The organism is Moraxella lacunata (genome assembly GCF_900453205.1).
Classification (GTDB): Bacteria; Pseudomonadota; Gammaproteobacteria; order Pseudomonadales; family Moraxellaceae; genus Moraxella; species Moraxella lacunata_B.
Genome location: NZ_UGQU01000001.1, coordinates 81,331 through 103,680 on the forward strand (window position 1 = coordinate 81,331; position 22,350 = coordinate 103,680).

The following is a 22,350-nucleotide window of genomic DNA, read 5'->3' on the forward strand; positions in this document are numbered from 1 at the left end:
TTGTTATTTGAGTACGCTCTTGCGCCATGCCCCATCGGCAGAGAAGTCATCTTTTGAGCGGATTAGTTGGGCGGATAAGGCACTTAAATCACTAAAACTAATCTCGCCCCTGTTGTCATCTTGGCTCACCCCTTCTTCTTCCATGCTCATGGCAATCTGTCCGCTGGTCATGGCAAGATAGACTTCAAGCAAAATCTGTGAGTCTTTTAATGCTCCGTGGTAGGAACGGTCAATGTCCTGACCGACATCTAGGCGTTTGGCAAGGGCGTCCAAATTGTTCTTTTGCCCTGCATACATTTTGCGGGCAAGCATGAGTGAGTCGGTGACTTCCACGACATCGGCAAAGTCGGTCATGCCCACTTTGTCAAACTCATGCGATAAAAATTTCATATCAAACTGGGCGTTATGAGCGATGATTTCCGCCCCTTTCATAAACTCATAGACATAAGGAGCGACATCGGCAAATCGGGGCTTGTCCACCAAAAATTCATTGTGAATGCCGTGAACGCCAATGACTTCATCATCCATCTCCCTGTCAGGATTTAGGTACACATGTAACTGAACACCAGTTGGCTTACGTTTGACCATCTCAACAATGCCAATCTCAACGATACGGTCGCCCGTGGCAGGGTCAATGCCTGTCGTCTCCGTATCCATAATCAGCTGACGTTCTGACGCCCCACGATGAATGGGGTCGGGCAGTACCGCCCAAAACGGCTCACGAATCTCATCGGTGCGTCCGTCATAGTCAGGGTTTTGGTGGTTGTGGCGAACCACTTGCATGGGGGCAGGTGGTGTTTTTTTCTTGGATTTTTTGGCGGGGGTTTCATTTTGATTTTGGCTGACTGGTTCGCTGTCATTAACATCCGCTCCCACATCTGCCATTGGGTCGGTGGGGTCAAATTCATCATCTGCAACCATGTTTGCCATGTCGGCATAATAACTCATGTCATCGCCCACATCATTTTCATAAACGGCACTGTCGTGAAAATCAGTGCCGTGAAAATTACTGTCATTAAGGGCGTGGTTGGTGGTCTCATTCATCGTGGTTGTCTCATCTGTCTCTTTTGATATGGTGTTTGGCTCGGTATTGGTTTTGCTGTCTGTCTTGTCGCTTGCAGGGTTATTTGTGGGGGCGTGACTGATAAACAACTCGCCACTGCCAGTAACGCCATCATTGGCAAGTTTATCCGCCATCTCATTACCGACATGTCCTGCATGTCCTTTTATCCATTGCCAATCAATGGTGCGACGTTGGCAGGCGTTATCTAGACGTATCCATAGGTCTTGGTTGAGTACTGCTTTGCCGTCCGCTTTTTTCCAGCCTTTGGCTTTCCAGCTGTTAATCCACTGGGTAATGCCGTTTTTGACATAGCCCGAGTCCGTCCAAATCTGTATTGGCGTGTCGGTAGGCGTGCGTTCTAAGGCGGTGATTGCCCCCATGAGTTCCATGCGGTTGTTGGTGGTGTCGCTCTCACCGCCCCAAATGTTTAGCACGTCGCCTGTGGGGTAGATGATGTGCGTGCCAAATCCGCCAGCGGACGCCCCTGCCTTGCCGTTGCCTTTGCACGCCCCGTCAGTATAAGCGATGATGGTCATGAGTGTACGCCGTTTGTTTTATATAAATTTTTTAAAAACCATGCCAATGCCATATCATAACCCATGTCGCCAAGCCCACAAATCACGCCCACCGCCTTATCCGAAAAATACGAATGACTGCGAAACGGTTCACGAGCGTGGACGTTGGATAAATGCACTTCAATAAAGGGTTTGCCACTGGCAAGCAAAGCATCACGAATGGCAACGGACGTATGGGTAAAGGCGGCTGGATTGATGATGACCCCATCAAATTTGTCGTGGTCGTCCGCCAATACGCCTTGGCTACCGATGATGTCCACGATGTCGCCTTCGTGGTTGGACTGAAAATGGTCAAGTTGGATACCGTGCTGATGAGCGGTGGCGGATAGACGGTGAATGATGTCTTGTAAGGTGGTCGTGCCATAAATGTGCGGTTCACGCTTGCCCAGTAAGTGCAGATTGGCACCGTTTAGTAATAATAATTTACGGTTTAGGGGGGTGGTTTGATTCATGAGTGTTGATGTCTGTGTGTTTTATGTTAAATGCTGATTATTTTAACAAATTTTTAAAGGTAGTGGGGCGTAAATTTTTTGTTAATGTTTGGTTACATACGTTTACAGCCCTTTAAAAGTGTGCTATATTTAGGCACGAGTTTACGATAACTGCGTAGTGCGTAGGCTTATTTGATTATTTGTATCATTGTAAGTGTTACAATGTGGTATTTTTTAAGGAAGTGTTATGTCTGCTCGTGAACAAGGTCAGGTTAAATGGTTTAACAATGCCAAAGGTTTTGGCTTTATCCAGCGTGCCACTGGTGAAGATGTGTTTGTGCATTTTCGTTCCATTGTCGGTGACGGCTATCGCTCGCTAAGAGAAGGTGAAATGGTGGAATTTGTCGTGACCGAAGGCGATAAAGGATTGCAAGCCGAAGAAGTCACCAAATTAATGTGATGTTTAAATCACGCAAAACCTGCCCTTGGGGTGGGTTTTTTTTATAAGGTTTTAAAACTGGGCTTTAATATTAGCTTTTAAAATTAGGCTTTTAAATTGGGTTTTGCCTGTTATGATAAGTTATGATAAAATATAAGATTGATTCTTTTATAAAGACGTGATTATGCAAAAGCCAAACAAACTTATCTGCACACTTGGTATCCTAGCGTTGCTTGGTGTTGGCGGTACGGCTCATTCGGCAGTGACCTTATCAGCGGATGAATCAGCCAGAATCGAAGAGATAGCAGGGATTTGCATGCTTGCCAGTAAAGGCGTTTATGACATCGCCATCGACCATCAAAATGGCGTCAGCAAAGACAAAGCCAAGAAAAACCTTGATAAAGCCCTAAAAAGAGTGGAAAAAAGTTTTTCAAAAAAAGACATGGTGTCATTTATCGACGAGACATGGCAAAACGGCTTGAACATCATTTATAAAATGCCCGTTTATGATGACAAAGCCGACAAAGAGCGGTTTGTTCAGCAAGCTGTGGAAGGCTCACTTAATGCCTGTTTTAATGATTTGGATGGATGATTTAAAAATATCAAAAGATAAAAACTTGACAAACATTTGGTAAAAACACCAAACAATATTCGCCCATTTAGCTTAAAAGGACATGCCCTTGACCGAGCAATTTAGCACGTTTCGTGACTTACCCCTAGCAGAACCCATCCAAAAGGCAGTATCGGCTTTGGGTTTTGAGACTCTCACGCCTATTCAAGCCCAAATCTTGCCCCATACCCTAGCAGGGCAAGACGCCATTGGGCAGGCACAGACAGGCACAGGCAAGACTGCCACGTTTTTGATTACCATCATCCAAAGCCTGCTTTCTCGCCCGTTTGGTGATGATGAGACACGTTATTTGGGTGAGCCGCGGGCGTTAATCCTAGCACCGACCCGAGAGTTGGCACAGCAGATTTATAGCGACTGCCGAGAGCTCGTCAAATACAGTGGGTTGTATGCCTTGTGTATGACTGGTGGGGCGGATTATGACAAGCAAGCAAATGAGATAAACCGTCGCCCGATGGATATTTTGATTGGCACACCGGGGCGGATTATTGATTGGGTGCAAAAGGGCGTGTTGTTTCTTGACCGTGTGGAAGTGTTGGTGTTAGATGAAGCCGACCGCATGCTGGATATGGGGTTTATTCCTGATGTCAAGCGACTCATCAACAAAATGCCTGCCAATACGCACCGCCAAAGTTTGCTGTTCTCGGCGACGTTTAACACCGACGTCATGAATTTGGCGTATCGCTGGCTGTATCAGCCGACTTTTGTGGAAATCGCCCCCGAGAGCCGTACCAATAAGAACATTGAACAGCGTTTTTATCTATTGACCGACCGCCAAAAACTGACAGCATTAAAGCAGTTGCTTGGCAGTGATGATGTCAAAAAAGCCATTGTTTTTGCCAATCGCAAAGACCAAGTCAAACGCCTGTATGACAACCTACGCAAGCATGTGGACGTGACCATGCTTTCAGGCGATGTCGCCCAAGCCAAGCGAGAGCGTTACCTAAAACGCTTTAAAGATGGCGAAGTTAATGTACTGGTGGCGACCGACGTGGCAGGGCGTGGCATACATGTGGATGACGTGACCCATGTCATTAACTACACTCTGCCTGACTTGCCTGATGATTATGTTCATCGTATCGGACGTACAGGACGAGCAGGACAATCGGGCGTATCTGTTAGTTTGGTGGGCGAAGATGACGCTTTTAACCTGCCTGCCTTAGAGAAGCATTTGGGGATGAAGTTTGGTTTGTTGCAATTTGATGATTTGGTGCAAGACTAGGCGTGAGCTGATATGATATGATGGCTAAATACAATACCAAATAGTATGGCAACTTAACACAAAAATCATAACAACCAATCATTAAAAACAACAAAAGGCATGGCATGTGTCACGCCGCATAAACCCATGAACGAACATAGCCTAATCCTTGACTCTGCCAATATCCCATTGTCTTTGTACATTCACATTCCGTGGTGTGTCAAAAAATGCCCGTATTGTGATTTTAACTCGCACGCCTTGCCCGAGTCCGCTCCCTTTGCCGACTATGTTAAGGCACTTTTGACTGACGCTCGCTCGCAGGTTGCCTTAACAGGGGGGCGTGCGATACAGAGTATCTTTATCGGTGGGGGGACACCGTCGCTGTTGCCGATAGAGCAGTATCGGGTGCTTTTTTTGGGGTTGCGTGAGATGCTCCCTTTTGCCGATGATATTGAGATTACCTTAGAAGCTAACCCTGGCACGTTAGAACACGCCCCTTTTGCCGACTATTTGGCACTGGGTATCAACCGCTTATCGATGGGCGTGCAGTCCTTTGATGATGGGGCATTGACGACATTGGGGCGAATACATCGCCATGATGAAGCGGTCAATGCCATCAAAAACGCCAAACAAGCAGGCTTTACCCGTATCAATGCCGACCTAATGCATGGCTTGCCCAATCAGACTGCCACACTTGCCGTGCGTGATATTAACATGGCATTATCGGCAGGGGCGACGCACATCTCATGGTATCAGCTAACCATTGAGCCGAACACCGCCTTTTATCGCAGCCCACCCGACCTGCCCGATGATGATGAGTTAGAACGCATAGAGAATGCAGGGCGAGAGCGACTTTTGCAAGCAGGTTTTGCCAATTATGAAGTGTCGGCATGGGTTGGGCGTGATGATGAGCCGTGCCGTCATAATGTCAATTATTGGCAGTTTGGCGACTATCTTGCCATTGGGGCAGGTGGGCATGGCAAAGTAACACTGCGTGGACATGATGATTATGCAGATGGCATTTATCGTTATGCCAAATCTCGCCTGCCCAAAGACTATCTAAATTATGATAACGCCCCAAAGATGGTGGGCTTTGAACGGGTGGCGGATGAGAGTCTGCCCTTTGAATTTATGATGAACGCCCTGCGTTTGGCGGATGGCACGACAACTCGCACCTTTGAAGAGCGGACAGGGCTACTTATTAGTACCATTGATAATGAGCTTTTACCCCTGCAACATCAAGGGCTGATGGTGTTTCATCCTGACATCATCGCCCCGACCAAGATGGGCTTTAAATACGTCAATCATTTGGTGCGGGCTTTTTTATAAAAAACCATGAAATAACAACCATGAAACAAATTCATATTGTTCTCTACACCCCCAAAATCCCCAACAATACCGGCAATGCCATTCGTCTGTGTGCCAATACAGGTGCGAAACTGCACCTTATCAAGCCCTTAGCCTTTGAGCTTGATGATAAAAAGCTAAGACGGGCGGGACTGGATTATCATGAATATGCCAACATGCAAGTGCATGATGATTGGCAGGCGTGCCGTGCTTATTTGGCAAGCGTGGGCGTGGATACGGTCGTGGCGATGACGACCAAGTTTAGCCGTCCGTTTTATGACTATGATTTTAAAGTTGGTAACAGCTCGGTGGCACTGGTGTTCGGTTCGGAGACGGACGGACTGCCGTCTTTTGTGCGTGATGACATTGGGGCGAATAACTGGCTAAGATTGCCCATGCTCCCTGATTCTCGCAGTCTTAACCTATCTAACAGCGTGGCAATTTGTCTGTATGAAGTGTGGCGACAGCTTGGTTTTGTCGGTGATGTTGGTGAGAGCGTGGGCTACCATCGTCTGTCTAGCCGTCCTGAGTGATGGTTTGGTTTGTTATTTGAATAATTTTTAAAATAACAAATATCGGTAACAGTCGCATTTGCCAAAACAATAAGGTTTTAACATAAACAAATTGCAATGCATTCCGATAAGGATTGTCTAAAAAATATTGTTGATTGCAATTTTGTTTTTTTAAAATTTACCCTTTAACAAACTTATCATTTTTTAAATGATGTCAGTGCTTGATGGTTTTGCTTTTAAAATTAATAAAATCATCTAAAATCAAAAACTGACACGAGTCAATTTAACTTAACCTTTATTAATCACACCATGTCTATCAAATCCCATTCTTGCATCCTATCCATTCTCTTTGCCCTTGGCTTGACCGCCTGCAACCAAACCACCCCAACCGATAACGCCCCAGTCAAAGCAGATGGGCAGGCAGGGGTATTTGTCGGCTGTTATAGCGTTGAGAAAAATAGCCCTGCTCAGATAAAAGTGAGTGAGCAGGCGGGCGGTTTTGTCATGCAAATGAAAGAGCCTGACGGGGCAAAAACGCTGTGGGATAGCCCCGAACCTTTGGATGAGATAAGCGTGGATGAGGCGTGGGATTATTTTGGCGTGAATGCCTTATCGCTTGATAAATCTGATGTCGAGCGTGTACTGGCACGCCCTGATGAGATGATGGTATTGGCAAAGATCAAGGACGCCAGTCAAAACATCAATCCACTGCTTGACAGTCCTTATGTGGTCTATATTTTTAAAGGGGCGAACACCATTTATCAAGTGCCGTGCGATGATACGCCTGTGGACATTGTCAAAGATGGCGAGAAGAAAGTACAGGCGTTTTATCAGTGACTTGTTCTGCTTGGTTATCCTTTGGTGGTAGGCGATACGGTGTTTGGCTAGTGGGCTTGGGATGAGATGTCTGTTATGATTTCACCCAAAATTTATTTTCACTATTTATTTAAAAAATAGTCCAATGATAAACATTTACCAAAAGACATAACAAATTTTAGGCAAAGTCTTTTATAATATATGGCTAAAATTAGCTTTTATAAAAAGTAACTTTTCACAGCTTTTCACAAAAGCGACATAGTTTTCTGTCAAGCTATTTATGTTTGGCATTCATCGCTAAGTTCATCTTAGCATTCACAACAGTAGGAAAATTTTATGACGACCTATTACAACGATTCCGACCATGTAGAAACCCAAGAGTGGCTTGATGCATTTGAGTCGGTCATCAAAAACGCCGACAAAGAGCGGGCTCAATTCTTATTAAAAGCCTTATATAATAAAGCAGTACAAGAAGGCTTGCCTTTTAACCGCCTAGATACTGCCTATGTCAATACCATTCCCGCTGAAGACGAACCTGCTTATCCAGGGGATTTGCACCTAGAGCGTAAAATCCGCTCAATCATGCGTTATAACGCCCTAGCGATGGTCATGCGTGCCAACCTAAATGATGACGATTTGGGTGGGCATTTGGCGACATTTGCCTCATCAGCAACCTTGTATGAAACTGGTTTTAACCACTTTTGGCGAGCTCCAAGCGAGAACCACGGTGGCGACATGATTTATTATCAAGGTCATGGTGCCCCAGGTATGTACGCTCGCTCCTTTATGGAAGGTCGTCTGTCAGAAGAACAACTCAAAAACTTCCGCCGTGAAGTGGACGGCAAAGGTCTATCAAGCTATCCGCACCCTTATTTGATGCCTGATTACTGGCAGTTCCCGACTGTATCGATGGGTCTTGGACCTTTGATGAGTATCTATCAAGCCCGTACCCAAAAGTACCTAACCAACCGTAGCCTTATCAAAGATGAAGACCGCAAAGTGTGGGCGTTCCTAGGCGACGGCGAAACGGACGAGCCTGAAAGCTTGGGTGCCATCTCAATGGCAGGGCGTGAAAAATTAGACAACCTAATTTGGGTTATCAACTGTAACTTACAACGCCTTGACGGTCCTGTGCGTGGTAATGGCAAAATTATCCAAGAGCTAGAATCTGTGTTCCGTGGGGCAGGCTGGCGTGTGATTAAGGTGATTTGGGGCGACCATTGGGACAGCCTACTTGCCAAAGACACATCGGGTGCGTTAAAGCAACGCATGGAAGAAGTGGTGGACGGCGAATATCAGCTTTATACCGCTCGTGACGGTGCGTTTGTACGCAAAGAATTCTTTGGTAAATACCCAGAGCTTGCCGACATGGCGTCTGCCTTGTCTGATGATGAAATCATGCGTCTAAACCGTGGCGGACACGACCCCAAAAAGGTGTATGCTGCTTATGCCGAAGCCATGAAAACCAAGGGTCAGCCAACCGTTATCCTTGTCAAAACTGTCAAGGGCTATGGTCTATCCAAGCAAATCCAAGCGGTAAACAAAGCCCACCAATTAAAAAAACTAGACGAGAGCGGTCTAAAATACTTCCGTGACAGATTTGACCTACCAATCAGCGATGACGAATTGCAAAACTTGCCATTCTACCGCCCAAGCGAAGACAGCCCTGAGTACAAATACCTAATGGGTCGCCGTGAATCTTTGGGCGGACACTTGCCTGCTCGCCGTAGCGGTCATATCCCACTAGAAATCCCTGAATTGTCTGTATTTGACGGGGTGTTGCAAGGCAGTAAAGGCAAAGAGCAGTCCACAACCATGGTATTTGTGCGTTTGCTGTCAGCACTATTAAAAGACAAAGGGCTAAACAAATACGTTGTGCCTATCGTTCCTGATGAAGCTCGTACCTTTGGATTGGAGGGTATGTTCCGTCAGCTTGGCATTTATTCATCAGTCGGTCAAAACTATGTTGCCGAAGATGCCGAAGCACTCATGGGCTACAAAGAAGCCAAAGACGGGCATATGCTAGAAGAAGGCATTAACGAAGCAGGGGCGATGAGTTCGTGGATTAGTCTTGCCACAAGCTACTCAACCAATGCTCTGCCGATGATTCCGATGTACATCTACTACTCGATGTTTGGCTTCCAGCGTATTGGTGACCTAGCATGGGCAGCAGGCGATATGCAAGCCCAAGGCTTCTTGTTTGGGGCGACCGCAGGACGTACCACGCTAAACGGTGAGGGCTTACAGCACCAAGACGGACACAGTCATATCCTATTTGGCACCGTGCCAAACTGCGTAACGTACGACCCATGCTTTGGCTATGAACTTGCCGTTATCATGCATGACGGTCTAAAACGCATGTATGGCAATGGCGAACGTGTGTACTACTATATCACACTCATGAACGAAAACTACGACCAACCTGCCATTGGCGACAACAGACAAGCCATTGAAGAAGGTATCAAGCGTGGTATGTACCTACTAGAAGACAATGGCTCAACCCAAGTGCAACTGCTTGGCTCGGGTGTGATTTTGCGTGAAGTACAAAAAGCGGCTCGTATCTTGGCAGAAGAGTTTAACATCAAAGCCAACGTATGGAGTGTAACGAGCTTTAACGAGCTGACTCGTGACGGCATGGCGTGCGACGATTACAACCGCTTGCACCCAACGGACGAACCAAAACTGCCTTGGGTCACCACACAGCTTGCCCCACACAAAGGTATCGTGGTTGCTGCTACCGACTATATGCGTAACTATCCTGAGCAGATTCGTGGCTGGCTACCTGACACACGCCCTTATACCACGCTAGGCACAGACGGTTTTGGACGTTCGGACACTCGTGCCAACTTGCGTAGCTTCTTTAATGTGGATGCAGCTCATATCGTGGTCGCCACCTTGAAAAAGTTGGCGGACGAGGGCGAGATTGACGTGCGTTTGGTTAAAGATGCCATTTCTAGCTTTGGTATTGATGCTGACCAACTTCCTGCATGGCAGCCGCAACCACACCATGACTACTACCCAGATGCCCCAGCTCCTGCACGCCCAACACCAAAAGCCGTGCCTGAGCTAAAAGATGAGCCAGACAGTGCCATCAGCACCGAAGGGCGTAGCGAAGATAAGGCAGATGCCAAACTGCTTAACGACAGCAATATTACCGAACCCAAATAAGGAGACAAATCATGCAAATTAAAGCCCCCGATTTGGGTGTAGACAGTGCCGAAGTGGCAGAAATTTTGGTAAAAGTTGGCGATGTTATTTCTGAAAATGACAGCCTAATTTTGGCAGAATCTGACAAAGCGTCCGTAGAAGTGCCGTCCCCTGTGGGCGGTACCGTAACCTCCGTTTTGGTAAAAGTTGGCGACAGTATCTCTGAGGGTACAGTCCTTTTTGAGGTAGAAGCAGGTCAATCTGACTCCACTTCAAAAGCAGAAACTCAAGAAGTCCCACAAGAACCAAAAGAAGAGCCACAAGCTCCAACAGCCGAAGAGTCAAAATCCGAATCAGCGCCAAGTGCGGTCTCGGGCGGTGCAAGCCAAACCCATAACCTACCTGATTTGGGCGTGGATAGTGCTGAAGTTGCCGAAGTGCTTGTTAAGGTTGGCGATAGCGTTACCGAAGGTCAATCCTTGCTCCTTGTCGAGTCTGACAAAGCGTCTGTGGAAGTGCCTGCTCCGCTTGACGGTGTGGTAGAGGCGATTTTGGTAAATGCTGGCGACACCGTAACCAACGGTCAAGCCTTTATTACCATTAAAGGTGGTTCTGCCCCTGCTCAAACGTCTGCCCCAAGCGAACCCAAAGCAGAAGTCAAAGCTGATGTGCCTAAGGCAGAAGCACCAAAAGCCCAAGCCCCTGCCCAAACCGTTCCTGCAAGCGGTGCCAAACTGCCAGAAGCAGAAGTCAATGCTCGTGCCAAAGATGCTCACGCAGGGCCTGCCGTGCGTAAGCTGGCTCGTGAATTGGGCGTGGATATTAGCCTTGTCAAGGGAACTGCCCCACACGGTCGTATCCTAAAAGAAGACTTGTTTGGTTATGTCAAGTCGGTCATCAGTAGTGCCAGCACCAAGCCTGTCGCCAACGTGGCAAGCGGTTCAGCGATTAGCCTGCCACCACTGCCCGACATGAGTAACAAAGAGATTTGGGGTGAGATTGAAGTTCAAGACCTATCCCGCCTACAAAAAGTCTCTATCCCACAGCTTAACCTAAACACGCTACTGCCACAGGTTACGCAGTTTGATTTGGCGGACATTACCGACACCGAAGCCATGCGTAACGAGCTAAAAGCCGAGTTTAAGGCACAAGGCGTGAGCCTTACCATTTTGGCGTTTATCGTTAAGGCGGTTGCGTACGCTTTGACTCAGCACCTCAAATTCAACAGCCACGTGTCGGATGACAACACCCAAATGATTATCCGTAAATCGGTAAACATGGGTATTGCGGTGGCGACCGATGACGGCTTGATTGTGCCTGTGATTCGTGATGCCCAAGCCAAAGGCATTCGCCAGCTTGCCATTGAGATTGGCGAGCTTGCTAAAAAAGCCCGTGATAAGAAACTGTCCGCCAAAGACTTGCAAGGTGCGTCATTCACCATTTCAAGCCAAGGCAACATGGGTGGTACTTACTTCACACCGCTTGTCAATCACCCACAAGTGGCGATTTTGGGGATTTCTGAATCCACCTATCAGCCACGTTGGAACGGCAAAGAGTTTGAACCACGTCTTATGCTACCGCTATCTCTATCGTATGACCACCGTACGATTAACGGAGCGGATGCGGCGGTGTTTACTCGCTATATTGCTAAGCTGTTGGCTGACCCAAGAAAGATTTTGCTTTAATAAAGTGAAATTTTGTATAATAAAAGGCGGTGTTTATCATCGCCTTTTTTGGAGCTACTATGAACGAAAAGATTATAAAAGAAAATTTTTTTGTATTGGATATTTATCAACCTAATGACACCGAAAGAATAAATGGGTTAATTGATAGATTGGCTGTTAAAATAATTGAAACGAGTGAAAAAACTGATTTTAAAAATATTGCATACATTGAATTTGAGATAGGCGGTTATAGTAGATTTACCAGCCCATTTCAAGCAAGTATTGACTTTGTTGATAGAAAGTTTTCCATCAGCTCAAAGAGTAAAGATGGTAATGGAGATATTAGATTAGACTTGATAGGACAAAAGCCGTCACATAGAATAGGTACATACTTTATGTACAAAATCGTTAGCTGGTTAAAGAGTTTTAATCTACCCAATGAAGAACAATTTTTAATGAAAGATATTCGTCTGATAGAATCTGATGGCAAGGGTGAAAATGGCATCAGAAGAAATAAATTATACGAAAATATGGGTATAAAAATCACGAAAAATATACATAATAATGATTGTATTGGCAAAGCCACTCTTGATGATTTGATTCTAAGAGAGACTTGGCGTGATAATATTGTTGAACATGAGGATATTCAGAAATTTATTAAAGAAAAAAACGAAGAAGAATTAGAATTGAAAGATGAAATTAATAATTTAAGAAAAAATAACAGATTTATAAAAACAGAAATAGAAAAAGTGAGAATGGAAAATAGAAGGTTGGGATTTTTTATTTTTTATGCTTCTCTATTTTGCTTGATGGTATATTTATACATCAAATAAGCCATGATTTCTATCTTTAATAATGCAATATATGGTATACTATTTTACCATTCTGAAAAACCACATTAAAACCATGCCAAACCGCCGTAGCCTATTAAAATCACTCCTCGTCCTGCCCATTGCCTTTGCCATTGGGTGTAGCGACACACCCAAATACACCGCCATGCCAAGCGGGGCAAAGGTTGTGGCATTGGGCGACAGCTTGACCTTTGGCTATGGGGCGGACAAATCCCAAAGCTATCCCGTTATCCTTGCTCAAAAAACAGGCTGGAACATCATCAATATGGGCGTTAATGGCGATACGACCAAAGACGTACTTAACCGTATGGACAGTGTGATTAGCGAAAATCCCAAATTGGTGCTACTAGGCATTGGTGGTAATGACGTACTAAGACGAGTAAATGCCAGCGAAACCCGTACTAATTTGGTAAGCATTATCAAGGCATTGCAAGACAAAAATATCCCTGTGGTGCTGATTGCTGAGCCACATTTGTCCGCCAGTGCCTTGTTTGGCAAGGCAAGCGATAACCCTGTGTATAAAGACGTAGCGAGCGAGATGGGCGTGCCGTTACTTGAAAAAGTATGGTCAACTATCTTATCGGACGACAAACTAAAATCCGACCAAATCCACGCCAATGGGGCAGGGTACACCAAATTTGCCGATGAGTTATATCAGTTTTTAAAGGAAATTGGCTATGTCTAAACGTATGATGAGTGCCAGTCTAAGCCTGTGCATGATACTGCCGATAATGGGTCTTGCCAATCCGTCATATAGTCCCCATGCCGATGGCGATAAAGCCCTGATTGGCAAATGGCAATGCCACATCAAACACGCCAATCCGCTCATCAAACAAGAAAGTCAGTTGCAATTTTTTAAAAATCACACCATGCACGAGCATATTCGCATTTATTATGGACAGCCCAGCGATTATGCCTATCAAATCGAATCCGCCACTGCCAAATCGTCATGGACATTGGCACAAGAGACCCTGCATTATGGCAATCATCAATTTCATAATTATGCTGTCAGAATGCCAAATGCCAATAAAGATGATTTGGAGCAGGCAAATATCGCCCTACAAAAATCCTTGCCAATGGTGCAGGATATGATGAATAATGACATTAACAAAAGAACGTTTGATATTCATTTTATCAATAAAAAATCTTTTATCATGAATGATGTGGGCAGTCAGATATTTACCACGTGTCATAAACAAGGTTTATTTGGTTTTATTTTATAAGGAATAATCATGCAAAAATCTCTTTTATGGGCGATGATATTACCCATGACAGCCTTAGCAAATAGCAATATATCCGCCCCTGATGTGGTAGGTGATTGGCATTGCGTGGCAGATAGTGAATATCATTCGGTAAAAACACTCATGCGTTATCATGCCGATGGTACGGCAACGGAGTTTATAGAAACCAAAGAAAAAGCAGATAATTTGCCTGAATTGGAATTTGGTATCATGAATTATCAATGGCAATTCAAAGATAATAAGCTATTGATGAGTAATCCAGACATTACTTATTATCAATCTTATTTTATTTTGCCTGATGGTGATTTTTATAAATTTGACGATGAAGTAAATGCAGAAGGTAGGGCATTGATGATTCAAAGTTTTGAAGAAAATAATTGGCATTATCTTGAATTTGATGGTAAAGATAAACACCGTTATTATTTTGAAGATGGTTTTGAAGGGCATTGCCAACGCTTAAAATAAGTTGGTTTGATGTATTATTTAAATATTAATTTGGAGTTATTATGAGCTACACACCCCCAAAAGTTTGGACGCCTAATGACATGGGCGGAAAATTTGGCGGTATCAACCGACCTAGTGCAGGGGCAAGGCACGAACAAACCTTGCCAAAAGGCGATAAGCCTTATCAGTTATACAGCCTAAACACGCCCAACGGCATTAAGGTTAATATCATTTTAGAAGAGTTAAAGGCGTTGGGGCTACTTGACTATGACGCTTTTAAAATCAATATCATGAATGGCGAGCAGTTTGGCACAGGCTTTGTGGAAATTAATCCCAATTCAAAAATCCCTGCACTCGTAGATTATAGCACCGACACGCCCATATCGGTGTTTGAAAGTGGGGCGATATTGCTGTATCTTGCCCAAAAGTATGACAAATTTCTACCAAAAAATCCGACCGACCACGCCCAAATGCTGTCGTGGCTCATGTGGCAAATGGGGTCAGCTCCCTTTGTCGGTGGTGGTTTTGGGCATTTTTATGCCTATGCTCCCGAGCCGATTGAGTACGCCATTAACCGCTATGCGATGGAAACCAAACGCCAGCTTGATGTGCTAGACAAACATCTGATGGAGCATGACTACATGGCAGGCGAGTACAGCATTGCTGACATGGCGATTTATCCGTGGTATGGGGCGTTGGTGTTAGGCAATTTGTACATTGGCGAGAATGACTATGCCAAATATAACGCGTCTGAATTTTTGAGTGTACACGAATACCAAAACGTCATACGCTGGGCGAATACCATAAAAAATCGCAAGGCGGTAGAGCAGGGCGAGAAGTTGGAATTGTTGCCGTTGGTATAATAAAGCCAATGTCAATTTAAAAGATTGATTAATTATTGGTTAATTGTTTTTGAGATGGGGCGAATTAATTTGCCCTATATCAAATTAAAAATTATCGCTTAATTTATATTAGTTATTTTATAGTCAATTAACCCCAATTTGCACCAATGCTAATTTTAAAAATTTATTTGTTGTATGGCAAGGTGCGTACCACGCACCTTTTAAATGGAAAATCTTATTGGTGCGTGATACGCACCTTACTGTCATTGGTGTATTTTGAAGTTAAGTGATTATAATATTAAAAACATAGGAATAAATATTAACCATGCAAAAATTATTTATCGCCAGTATCATAAGTCTCATGGCAACCACGACTTATGCCAATACTACTTTTAATAAAGATGATTTGGTTGGGGTTTGGCAATGTGATTTATTGATAGAGCAAGTGGACGGCAATGTTACCAAAAGTCAAAATATGCACCATTTCTTTGCTGATGGGCGTTCGGTGGGTTATGGCGAAACTCGGCAGATTTATCAAGGGGTAGATATTCAATCCGTCTTTATGAGTACGCAAGATAATTGGGATTTTGATGGTAAGCATTTGACAGTAAATGTGGGGAATATTAATCATGTGATGATTTATAATGCCATATCAAAACAACGAGAATATGAGAAGGAGCCAGAAATGCAGGCTTTATTTACAGAGATGTTTAGAGAAAATAGCCCAATAATACAAGCGGTAACGGTGATTGATAAAGATAATTTTAGTTATGAGCTGGGGGCGATTAATTATGGCGAGATAAAACAAAAAACGGCTCACTGTAAACGTTTGGGTGGATAAGGTAAATTAAGGTAAATAAAGATGGGTTTTCTTGGTTATTTGATATTAGGTAGTGCGGTATATGTCATCGGATTTATGATAAATTTAAAAATCCTAAATCCCAAACGCAAAGCAGGCACAAATTACACACTCACACATCCGACCATGATACAGCTATTATTGGCGTGTTTTGTGATAATGCTTGCAGTATCGGCAATGCTTGGTCGGTTTGTGATGGGGCATGAGAGCTTGGATTTGGCATTTATTTTGGCAAATAGCATGGTGGCGACGTTTGTGTTTTATTTTGGGTTAAATCCCGACCAGTCGCAGATGAATTTGCCTGATTAATGTTGGTTTTGGGGTATATTTGTTTTCTTAGACTAAAAGTGGTGCTGATAATTTTTCATGAATAAACGCAAATTTATCATAAAATACCATTTGCATAAAAGCCAAAGCGGTGGTAAATTATAGCAGTTTAACCGATTAACTAAGTTACAAATTTGGAGCGAGCATGGCGAATAAGTTACTTGACTTGATTGAATCATCAGGGGCGAAATGGGTGGATTTTCGTTTTACCGACACACATGGCAAAGAAATGCACCTAACCTTTCCTGCATATAGCGTGGACGAAGACACCCTAGAAGACGGTAAGATGTTTGACGCGTCAAGCGTGGCAGGGTGGAAAGGCGTGGAAAGCTCGGACATGATATTATTGCCTGATGCTGATACCGCCTATCTTGACCCATTTTTTGAAGTGCCAACGGTGGTGGTGGCGTGCGACATCATCGAGCCTGACACCATGCAAGGCTATGCCAAAGACCCACGCTCTATCGCCAAGCGTGCCGAAGTGTACCTAAAATCAACAGGTCTGGGCGATAAAGCCTTGATAGGGCCAGAGCCTGAATTTTTTGTCTTTGATGAAGTCAAATGGGATATTGATATGTCAGGGGCTAGACACACCGTCATTTCTGAAGCGGCGGCATGGAGTACCAACAAAAACTATGCGTGGGGCAATAGCGGTCAGCGTCCTGCTGTCAAAGGGGCGTATGCCGTCGTACCGCCCATTGACCATTATCATGACATGCGTGCGGTGATGTGCGACCGCATCGATGAAGTCATGGGCGAAGGTCGTATTGAAGTACATCATCATGAAGTGGCGAGCAGTCAGCTAGAAATCGGTATCTCATTTAATACGCTCGTTAAAAAAGCGGACGAAGTACAGCAGTTTAAATACATCGTACAAAATGTTGCCAGTCAATTTGGTAAAACCGCCACTTTTATGCCCAAACCCTTAGTTGGAGACAATGGCTCGGGCATGCATGTGAATATGTCTATCTCAAAAGACGGTGTAAACACGTTCTCTGGCGATGAGTACGCAGGACTGTCTAAGACTGCTTTGTACTTTATTGGTGGGGTCATCAAGCACGCTCGTGCCTTGAACGCCATTACCAATCCGAGCACCAACAGCTACAAACGCCTTGTACCGCACTTTGAGGCACCGATTAAACTGGCGTACTCGGCGTCCAACCGTTCTGCCAGTATTCGCATTCCGCATGTCAATAGCCCCAAGGCGGTGCGTGTGGAAGTGCGTTTCCCTGACCCATCAGCCAACCCTTATTTGGCGTTTTCGGCACTACTTATGGCAGGGCTTGACGGCATTGAAAATAAAATTGACCCTGGTGAAGCGTCTGATAAGAACTTGTATGATTTGCCCCCAGAAGAAGAAATGCTTATCCCAACGGTGGCAGAAAATCTAGAAGTGGCACTAAATGCCCTGCGTGATGACCATGACTTTTTGTTAAAAGGTGGGGTCTTTACCAAAGAGATGATTAACGACTATATCGCTCTAAAAATGAAAGAAGTACAGCGTATTAATGAAGCGGTACACCCCTTAGAATTTGATATGTATTATCGTTGCTAATCGTTAGGGTACGCCCTAAAAAGACAGACGGCATGAATTTGGGTTTATGCCGTTTTGTTTTGCGTGCATTTTTGCTGATTTTTGGGTACAATAAGATTATTTGTAGCATTGGAACTTAGATGACTTATTTTTCAAAATCAACCTTTTTCAAATCAGCGATGTGCGTGGCATTATCTATCCTGCCGACATTGAGCTTTGCTTATCACATCCAAATCACCGAGCCTGCCGAAGACCGTGCCTATCATCGCCCTGCCCAGAGCATTGATGTGCAGGCTACTGTGTCGCCAACATTGGAGATGGGCTATACCACAGCGGTGCTATTAAATGGCAAAGTGGTGGGTGATGGGCTAACCGCCAGCGTGCCAACCATTGATTTGGTGGCAGGCGAGTACACGCTAGAAGCCATTGTGATGGATAAAAATGCCCAAACGGTGGCGAGCGATACTCGCACGGTCTACGTCATTCAAAACAACCAAATCCAACGCAAAAAGAGAGCCGCCATTGCCGAGCGAGAAGCGTATGACAATTCGTCAATTTGGCATAAGATTGCGGTGGGTCTAAACCCTAAAGTTCAAGCCCCGCCAAAGGTCTATGAATCCACGCCGACATGGGAGATTAGAGATTTGCCAAATAAACCAAATAAATAAGTCCTGTTTATAAATAAAAGCCCTGTGTAAACAGGGTTTTGTTATTTAGCTTTTATCAAACACCTTATTCATCCATTTGCCAATGTCTTTAATCTGCTCCATGCATACTTGATGAGCCATGCCGTAGCGTTTAAATTCAGGCGACAGACCCAAAGTGGTGAGTTTTTCGATTGCCTTGACCCCAAGCACCGACGGCACGACATCATCGTAATCGCCATGGTCGATTTTAACAGGTAGGGACGCATTAGTGCCAAGCTCGCCAATCTCCTGCTCGGTGGCAAGATAAGTGGATAAGGCAAGCAGTCCTGCCAATGGTCGGCTGTTGGTCAGGGCGTTGTGATAAGCAACGGCACCACCTTGGGAAAACCCTGCGATGATGATGTTCTGACTGGGTATGCCGAGATGCACTTGTTCATCAATCAAGTCATTAATGCGCTCGCTAGATGCCTTGATTTGGGCGGTATCTACCTTTCTATCTAGGCTCATCTCCAAGATGTCATACCATGCAGGCATGACATAACCGCCATTGACGGTCACAGGGATGGATGGGGCGTGCGGAAAAATGAATCGCACACCAAGCTCATCAGAGAGTCTAAGCTCAGGTACGACAGGCACGAAATCATGACCGTTCGCCCCCAAGCCATGAAGCCATATCACGGCGTGTTCGATGGGTTTGTCTTTGGGGTTATGAATGACTGTTTCAAAAGGAAGTAACGAGACCATGTCAGCTCCTAAGCAAGGCTCAATGTTCAATACACGCTAATTATACATAATTTTTAAAAATTCTTACAGATTTTTTGCAATTTTGCCTTATAATAGGCTAATTTTTTACGATAATAGGTGAGCTATGCAGTGGCGTGGTCGCAGACAGAGTAATAATATCGAAGACCGCCGTGGCGGTGGCGTAAAGGCAGGCGGGCTAAGTATTGGCAGTATCATCCTTGCCCTTGTCCTGTGGAAAGTATTTGGGGTTAGTCCCGAGACCACGCTAGGGGTCACTCAGCAGATAGGGCAAGCGACTCAACAGCAATCCGCCCCTGCCAATGAGACTGCCGACCAAGCCGAAAGTCGTGAGTTCGTGGCGACTGTGCTTGCCGATACCGAAGACGTATGGACACCCATTTTTACAAAACTCGGTGGTACTTATCAGCCACCAAAATTGGTGATGTTTACAGGTTCGGTTAAGTCAGCGTGTGGGGCGGCGACATCTGCCAGCGGTCCTTTTTATTGTCCTGCCGACCAAAAAGTGTATCTGGACACGCAGTTTTTTGTGGACATGAGACGGCACATGGGTATTGGCAGTGAGCGTCATGGCAGTACCGAGCTGTCTCGCCAAGACCAAGTGGGTGACTTTGCCCAAGCCTATGTCATCGCTCATGAAGTAGGACATCACGTTCAGACACTGCTTGGAATATCCCAAGAAGTGCGAAAAGCCCAAATGCAAGGCAATGAGCGACAGGCAAATGAGCTGTCCGTCCGCCAAGAGTTGCAAGCCGACTGCTTTGCAGGCATGTGGGCAAAGAAAAACCATGAACGCACCGGCTTTTTACAACAGGGCGACATTGAAGAAGCCCTAGACGCTGCCGAGAAGATTGGCGATGACTATCTACAACACAAATCGCACGGACATGTGGTGCCTGACAGTTTTACTCATGGCACGAGTGCTCAGCGTCAGCGTTGGTTCTATCGAGGCTTTGAGACGGGCGACATCCAAGCCTGCGATACCTTTGGTACCAATCAGCTCTAAGCGATTGATTTGTAAAATACACAAGGACGGTTTTCGCCGTCCTTTTTGATTGAAGGGTTTGGGCTTGCATTGAATAGAAATCATTCATTTTGAATAAATTTTAATCAAAATCTTGTCTATTTATCAAAAAATGCTATAATCTTACGCTCACTCTCTGATGTTCAAAAATCATTCACCAGCCGTCACGCCATGCAAGGTATCATCACACTTCTGCTTATCCTAACCCCGATGTTTGTTGGTTTTGCCCTACCAAACAGCAAAAAAAAGCACGCATTTGGCGGAGCGTGGGCTTAATTATCTGGTGTTCATCATCTTGGTGGTGATTGGCATGGAGCTAGGACTGGTTGATGATTTACAGCATAAACTTGCTAATATCGCCCTGTATCTGTCGGTACTTATGGTGCTAACCATCGGCTCAGGGTTGATGGCTTTGGTAGTTTTTGACCGTATGTCGCCTTGTCAGTATCGCTCACAGCAAAGCCCGACTGCCAAGCCCAATGTCAGCATTCATGGCAGTCTAACCCAAATCCTATGTCTGGCGACGGGCTTTATTATCGCTCAGTTTTTACCTACCACATGGCACCCACCGGAGAAGACCACGACGGTGCTACTCATGCTACTGTTGTTTTTGGTGGGTATTTCACTCAAAGGCTCAGGTGTCAGTCTCAAACAAGCACTGCTAAATAAGCGGGGCTTGCAAATCAGCTTGATTTTTGTGGGGGTAACACTGCTCTCGGGTGTCCTTTTTGCCCTGCTTTTTGATGATGTGTCAGTGGCTCAGGGTTTGGCGTTGTCATCGGGTTTTGGTTGGTATTCGCTCTCAGGCACGATCATGACGGACGCTTATGGGGCGGTGTGGGGCAGTGTGGCACTACTAAACGACCTAGGGCGAGAAGTGCTGGCACTCATCTTTATCCCATGGGTCATGCGACATTCATCATCGGCAGCGATAGGGCTTGGGGGTGTGACCAGCCTTGACTTTACTCTGCCAACACTCACGCAGGCGGGTGGGGCTTCTATCATTCCGCTAGTCATCAGCTTTGGCTTTATTACCAATCTTATCTCTCCTATTTTGATGGTGTTTTTTGCCAGTTTTTCTTAGATATTTTTAAGGTTTATTAAAAAATTATTAATATAAAATTAATAGAATAATTATCTAATTATAATATAAAATAGATGAAATTTATAAAATAAGCTAATAATTACTTTTTATTTGTTTTTATATGATAATTTGGTATTGTTAATTGAGTATACTTTTCTAGAAAGCCGTTCGTGGTGAGCTTGTCGAACCATAACGGTTTTCCTAGACTTCGACAAGCTCAGTCCGAACGGAAAACCTTAAAATCTATCTTTATTTAACAATACCGATAATTTTTATAAGAATGACAAAAATCAATTTCGCTATTATATGTCATTTTCAAGAATTGATCTAGAAATATTCTTTATCAAAAAAATTACTATTTTAAAATAATCTTAAAATAATTTTTATTTGAAAAATAAAATAATTCTTTTATTTTCAATGACTTGAATTTATATTCTACAAATATTATTATTCTTTTTATAAATTATTTTTAAAATTTTTATGATTATTTATTGTTTTTTTGTTGTTTTTTTATAAATATGATTAATAAAATTTTTTTATAAAAAATAATATTATTTTAGATAAATATTTGGTATTGTTAATTGAGTATACTTTTCTAGAAAGCCGTTCGTGGTGAGCTTGTCGAACCATAACGGTTTTCCTAGACTTCGACAAGCTCAGTCCGAACGGAAAACCTTAAAATCTATCTTTATTTAACAATACCAAATATTTGACTTATAAAAATTATTTGTTATAATACTTGCCAGCTTGCCAGCTTGCCAGCTTGCCAGCTTGCCAGCTTGCCAGCTTGCCAGCTAATTATTTGCCTATTAAAAAGTAATTAGTCAAATATTAACAGGTGCTTGCAAAGGTTGCTAACGGGTCTGATGAAACATTGGGTTTGTCCTTGTTTTGCATGTTTGTCAGGCAGAT

The 22,350-nt window shown here is 44.3% G+C and carries 22 protein-coding genes; 19 read left to right on the top strand and 3 right to left on the bottom strand.

All coding sequences use genetic code 11. From position 1 onward, the window contains the following. Positions 1–3: 3 nt before the first annotated feature. Entirely contained in the window at positions 4–1,599 is a 1,596-nt protein-coding gene (gene dnaQ / locus DX073_RS00450; protein ID WP_115004537.1) for a DNA polymerase III subunit epsilon, read from the bottom strand. Continuing rightward, entirely contained in the window at positions 1,596–2,090 is a 495-nt protein-coding gene (gene aroQ, locus DX073_RS00455; protein WP_115004539.1) for a type II 3-dehydroquinate dehydratase, read from the bottom strand. Before aroQ ends, dnaQ begins: the two co-directional genes overlap by 4 nt. A 226-nt stretch (positions 2,091–2,316) precedes the next feature. On the opposite strand from aroQ, the gene DX073_RS00460 reads away from it, so the two are divergent. The 17 genes from DX073_RS00460 to DX073_RS00540 all read left to right on the top strand — a co-directional run bounded on the left by DX073_RS00460 (position 2,317) and on the right by DX073_RS00540 (position 18,589). Continuing rightward, the gene (locus tag DX073_RS00460; RefSeq protein WP_029102179.1) at positions 2,317–2,529 is read left to right on the top strand and encodes a cold shock domain-containing protein; all 213 of its coding nucleotides are present in this window, start codon (positions 2,317–2,319) and stop codon (positions 2,527–2,529) included. Between the two features lie 163 nt (positions 2,530–2,692). Next, a complete protein-coding gene (locus DX073_RS00465; protein ID WP_115004541.1) occupies positions 2,693–3,100 on the top strand; it encodes a hypothetical protein in 408 nt (135 codons plus the stop codon). An 82-nt stretch (positions 3,101–3,182) separates the two neighbouring features. Next, entirely contained in the window at positions 3,183–4,358 is a 1,176-nt protein-coding gene (locus DX073_RS00470; RefSeq protein ID WP_115004543.1) for a DEAD/DEAH box helicase, read from the top strand. A gap of 126 nt (positions 4,359–4,484) precedes the next feature. After that, positions 4,485–5,666 (top strand): radical SAM family heme chaperone HemW, encoded by a 1,182-nt coding sequence (gene hemW, locus DX073_RS00475; protein ID WP_181814335.1) that lies wholly within the window; start codon positions 4,485–4,487, stop codon positions 5,664–5,666. Positions 5,667–5,686: 20 nt separating this feature from the next. After that, positions 5,687–6,217 (top strand): tRNA (cytidine(34)-2'-O)-methyltransferase, encoded by a 531-nt coding sequence (locus DX073_RS00480; protein ID WP_115004547.1) that lies wholly within the window; start codon positions 5,687–5,689, stop codon positions 6,215–6,217. Between the two features lie 288 nt (positions 6,218–6,505). Further along, positions 6,506–7,033 carry a hypothetical protein gene (locus DX073_RS00485; RefSeq protein WP_115004549.1) on the top strand — a complete coding sequence of 176 codons (528 nt, stop codon included), beginning with the start codon at positions 6,506–6,508 and terminating at the stop codon, positions 7,031–7,033. Positions 7,034–7,348: 315 nt separating this feature from the next. Next, a complete protein-coding gene (gene aceE / locus DX073_RS00490) occupies positions 7,349–10,180 on the top strand; it encodes a pyruvate dehydrogenase (acetyl-transferring), homodimeric type (protein WP_115004551.1) in 2,832 nt (943 codons plus the stop codon). A gap of 11 nt (positions 10,181–10,191) precedes the next feature. After that, positions 10,192–11,844: a dihydrolipoyllysine-residue acetyltransferase gene (locus DX073_RS00495; protein WP_115004553.1), complete on the top strand. Its 1,653-nt coding sequence runs from the start codon at positions 10,192–10,194 to the stop codon at positions 11,842–11,844. Positions 11,845–11,903: 59 nt separating this feature from the next. Beyond that, positions 11,904–12,656 carry a hypothetical protein gene (locus DX073_RS00500; protein WP_115004555.1) on the top strand — a complete coding sequence of 251 codons (753 nt, stop codon included), beginning with the start codon at positions 11,904–11,906 and terminating at the stop codon, positions 12,654–12,656. 31 nt (positions 12,657–12,687) lie between these two features. Continuing rightward, positions 12,688–13,359 (top strand): GDSL-type esterase/lipase family protein, encoded by a 672-nt coding sequence (locus DX073_RS00505; protein ID WP_258556834.1) that lies wholly within the window; start codon positions 12,688–12,690, stop codon positions 13,357–13,359. Next, positions 13,352–13,897 (top strand): hypothetical protein, encoded by a 546-nt coding sequence (locus tag DX073_RS00510; protein WP_115004557.1) that lies wholly within the window; start codon positions 13,352–13,354, stop codon positions 13,895–13,897. The genes DX073_RS00505 and DX073_RS00510 overlap by 8 nt, the downstream gene beginning before the upstream one ends. Positions 13,898–13,906: 9 nt before the next feature. Next, positions 13,907–14,380 (top strand): hypothetical protein, encoded by a 474-nt coding sequence (locus tag DX073_RS00515; RefSeq protein ID WP_115004560.1) that lies wholly within the window; start codon positions 13,907–13,909, stop codon positions 14,378–14,380. 38 nt (positions 14,381–14,418) lie between these two features. Then, positions 14,419–15,222 (top strand): glutathione-dependent disulfide-bond oxidoreductase, encoded by an 804-nt coding sequence (gene yghU, locus DX073_RS00520; protein WP_258556875.1) that lies wholly within the window; start codon positions 14,419–14,421, stop codon positions 15,220–15,222. Between the two features lie 304 nt (positions 15,223–15,526). Continuing rightward, positions 15,527–16,042, top strand: a complete 516-nt coding sequence (locus DX073_RS00525; RefSeq protein ID WP_115004564.1) for a hypothetical protein — start codon at positions 15,527–15,529, stop codon at positions 16,040–16,042. Between the two features lie 21 nt (positions 16,043–16,063). After that, positions 16,064–16,369, top strand: a complete 306-nt coding sequence (locus tag DX073_RS00530; protein ID WP_115004566.1) for a hypothetical protein — start codon at positions 16,064–16,066, stop codon at positions 16,367–16,369. Positions 16,370–16,532: 163 nt separating this feature from the next. After that, complete coding sequence (gene glnA / locus DX073_RS00535; RefSeq protein ID WP_115004568.1) at positions 16,533–17,942, top strand: type I glutamate--ammonia ligase; 1,410 nt, start codon at positions 16,533–16,535, stop codon at positions 17,940–17,942. 119 nt (positions 17,943–18,061) lie between these two features. Further along, positions 18,062–18,589, top strand: a complete 528-nt coding sequence (locus DX073_RS00540) for a hypothetical protein (RefSeq protein WP_115004570.1) — start codon at positions 18,062–18,064, stop codon at positions 18,587–18,589. Between the two features lie 45 nt (positions 18,590–18,634). On the opposite strand, the gene DX073_RS00545 is transcribed toward DX073_RS00540, so the two are convergent. Further along, the gene (locus DX073_RS00545; protein WP_115004572.1) at positions 18,635–19,312 is read right to left on the bottom strand and encodes an alpha/beta hydrolase; all 678 of its coding nucleotides are present in this window, start codon (positions 19,310–19,312) and stop codon (positions 18,635–18,637) included. 124 nt (positions 19,313–19,436) lie between these two features. Here DX073_RS00545 and ypfJ point away from each other — a divergent pair, with 124 nt between their 5' ends. Both ypfJ and DX073_RS00555 read left to right on the top strand, forming a co-directional pair. After that, entirely contained in the window at positions 19,437–20,336 is a 900-nt protein-coding gene (gene ypfJ / locus DX073_RS00550; RefSeq protein WP_115004574.1) for a KPN_02809 family neutral zinc metallopeptidase, read from the top strand. A gap of 274 nt (positions 20,337–20,610) precedes the next feature. Then, positions 20,611–21,438 carry a LysO family transporter gene (locus DX073_RS00555; RefSeq protein ID WP_258556835.1) on the top strand — a complete coding sequence of 276 codons (828 nt, stop codon included), beginning with the start codon at positions 20,611–20,613 and terminating at the stop codon, positions 21,436–21,438. Positions 21,439–22,350: the final 912 nt, after the last annotated feature.

Excerpts from the sequence above, each read along its gene's own strand:
- dnaQ (WP_115004537.1), bottom strand. The coding sequence starts at position 1,599 with ATGACCATCATCGCTTATACTGACGGGGCGTGCAAAGGCAACGGCAAG.
- aroQ (WP_115004539.1), bottom strand. The coding sequence starts at position 2,090 with ATGAATCAAACCACCCCCCTAAACCGTAAATTATTATTACTAAACGGT.
- DX073_RS00460 (WP_029102179.1), top strand. The coding sequence starts at position 2,317 with ATGTCTGCTCGTGAACAAGGTCAGGTTAAATGGTTTAACAATGCCAAA.
- DX073_RS00465 (WP_115004541.1), top strand. The coding sequence starts at position 2,693 with ATGCAAAAGCCAAACAAACTTATCTGCACACTTGGTATCCTAGCGTTG.
- DX073_RS00470 (WP_115004543.1), top strand. The coding sequence starts at position 3,183 with ATGCCCTTGACCGAGCAATTTAGCACGTTTCGTGACTTACCCCTAGCA.
- hemW (WP_181814335.1), top strand. The coding sequence starts at position 4,485 with ATGAACGAACATAGCCTAATCCTTGACTCTGCCAATATCCCATTGTCT.
- DX073_RS00480 (WP_115004547.1), top strand. The coding sequence starts at position 5,687 with ATGAAACAAATTCATATTGTTCTCTACACCCCCAAAATCCCCAACAAT.
- DX073_RS00485 (WP_115004549.1), top strand. The coding sequence starts at position 6,506 with ATGTCTATCAAATCCCATTCTTGCATCCTATCCATTCTCTTTGCCCTT.
- aceE (WP_115004551.1), top strand. The coding sequence starts at position 7,349 with ATGACGACCTATTACAACGATTCCGACCATGTAGAAACCCAAGAGTGG.
- DX073_RS00495 (WP_115004553.1), top strand. The coding sequence starts at position 10,192 with ATGCAAATTAAAGCCCCCGATTTGGGTGTAGACAGTGCCGAAGTGGCA.
- DX073_RS00500 (WP_115004555.1), top strand. The coding sequence starts at position 11,904 with ATGAACGAAAAGATTATAAAAGAAAATTTTTTTGTATTGGATATTTAT.
- DX073_RS00505 (WP_258556834.1), top strand. The coding sequence starts at position 12,688 with ATGGTATACTATTTTACCATTCTGAAAAACCACATTAAAACCATGCCA.
- DX073_RS00510 (WP_115004557.1), top strand. The coding sequence starts at position 13,352 with ATGTCTAAACGTATGATGAGTGCCAGTCTAAGCCTGTGCATGATACTG.
- DX073_RS00515 (WP_115004560.1), top strand. The coding sequence starts at position 13,907 with ATGCAAAAATCTCTTTTATGGGCGATGATATTACCCATGACAGCCTTA.
- DX073_RS00525 (WP_115004564.1), top strand. The coding sequence starts at position 15,527 with ATGCAAAAATTATTTATCGCCAGTATCATAAGTCTCATGGCAACCACG.
- DX073_RS00530 (WP_115004566.1), top strand. The coding sequence starts at position 16,064 with ATGGGTTTTCTTGGTTATTTGATATTAGGTAGTGCGGTATATGTCATC.
- glnA (WP_115004568.1), top strand. The coding sequence starts at position 16,533 with ATGGCGAATAAGTTACTTGACTTGATTGAATCATCAGGGGCGAAATGG.
- DX073_RS00540 (WP_115004570.1), top strand. The coding sequence starts at position 18,062 with ATGACTTATTTTTCAAAATCAACCTTTTTCAAATCAGCGATGTGCGTG.
- DX073_RS00545 (WP_115004572.1), bottom strand. The coding sequence starts at position 19,312 with ATGGTCTCGTTACTTCCTTTTGAAACAGTCATTCATAACCCCAAAGAC.
- ypfJ (WP_115004574.1), top strand. The coding sequence starts at position 19,437 with ATGCAGTGGCGTGGTCGCAGACAGAGTAATAATATCGAAGACCGCCGT.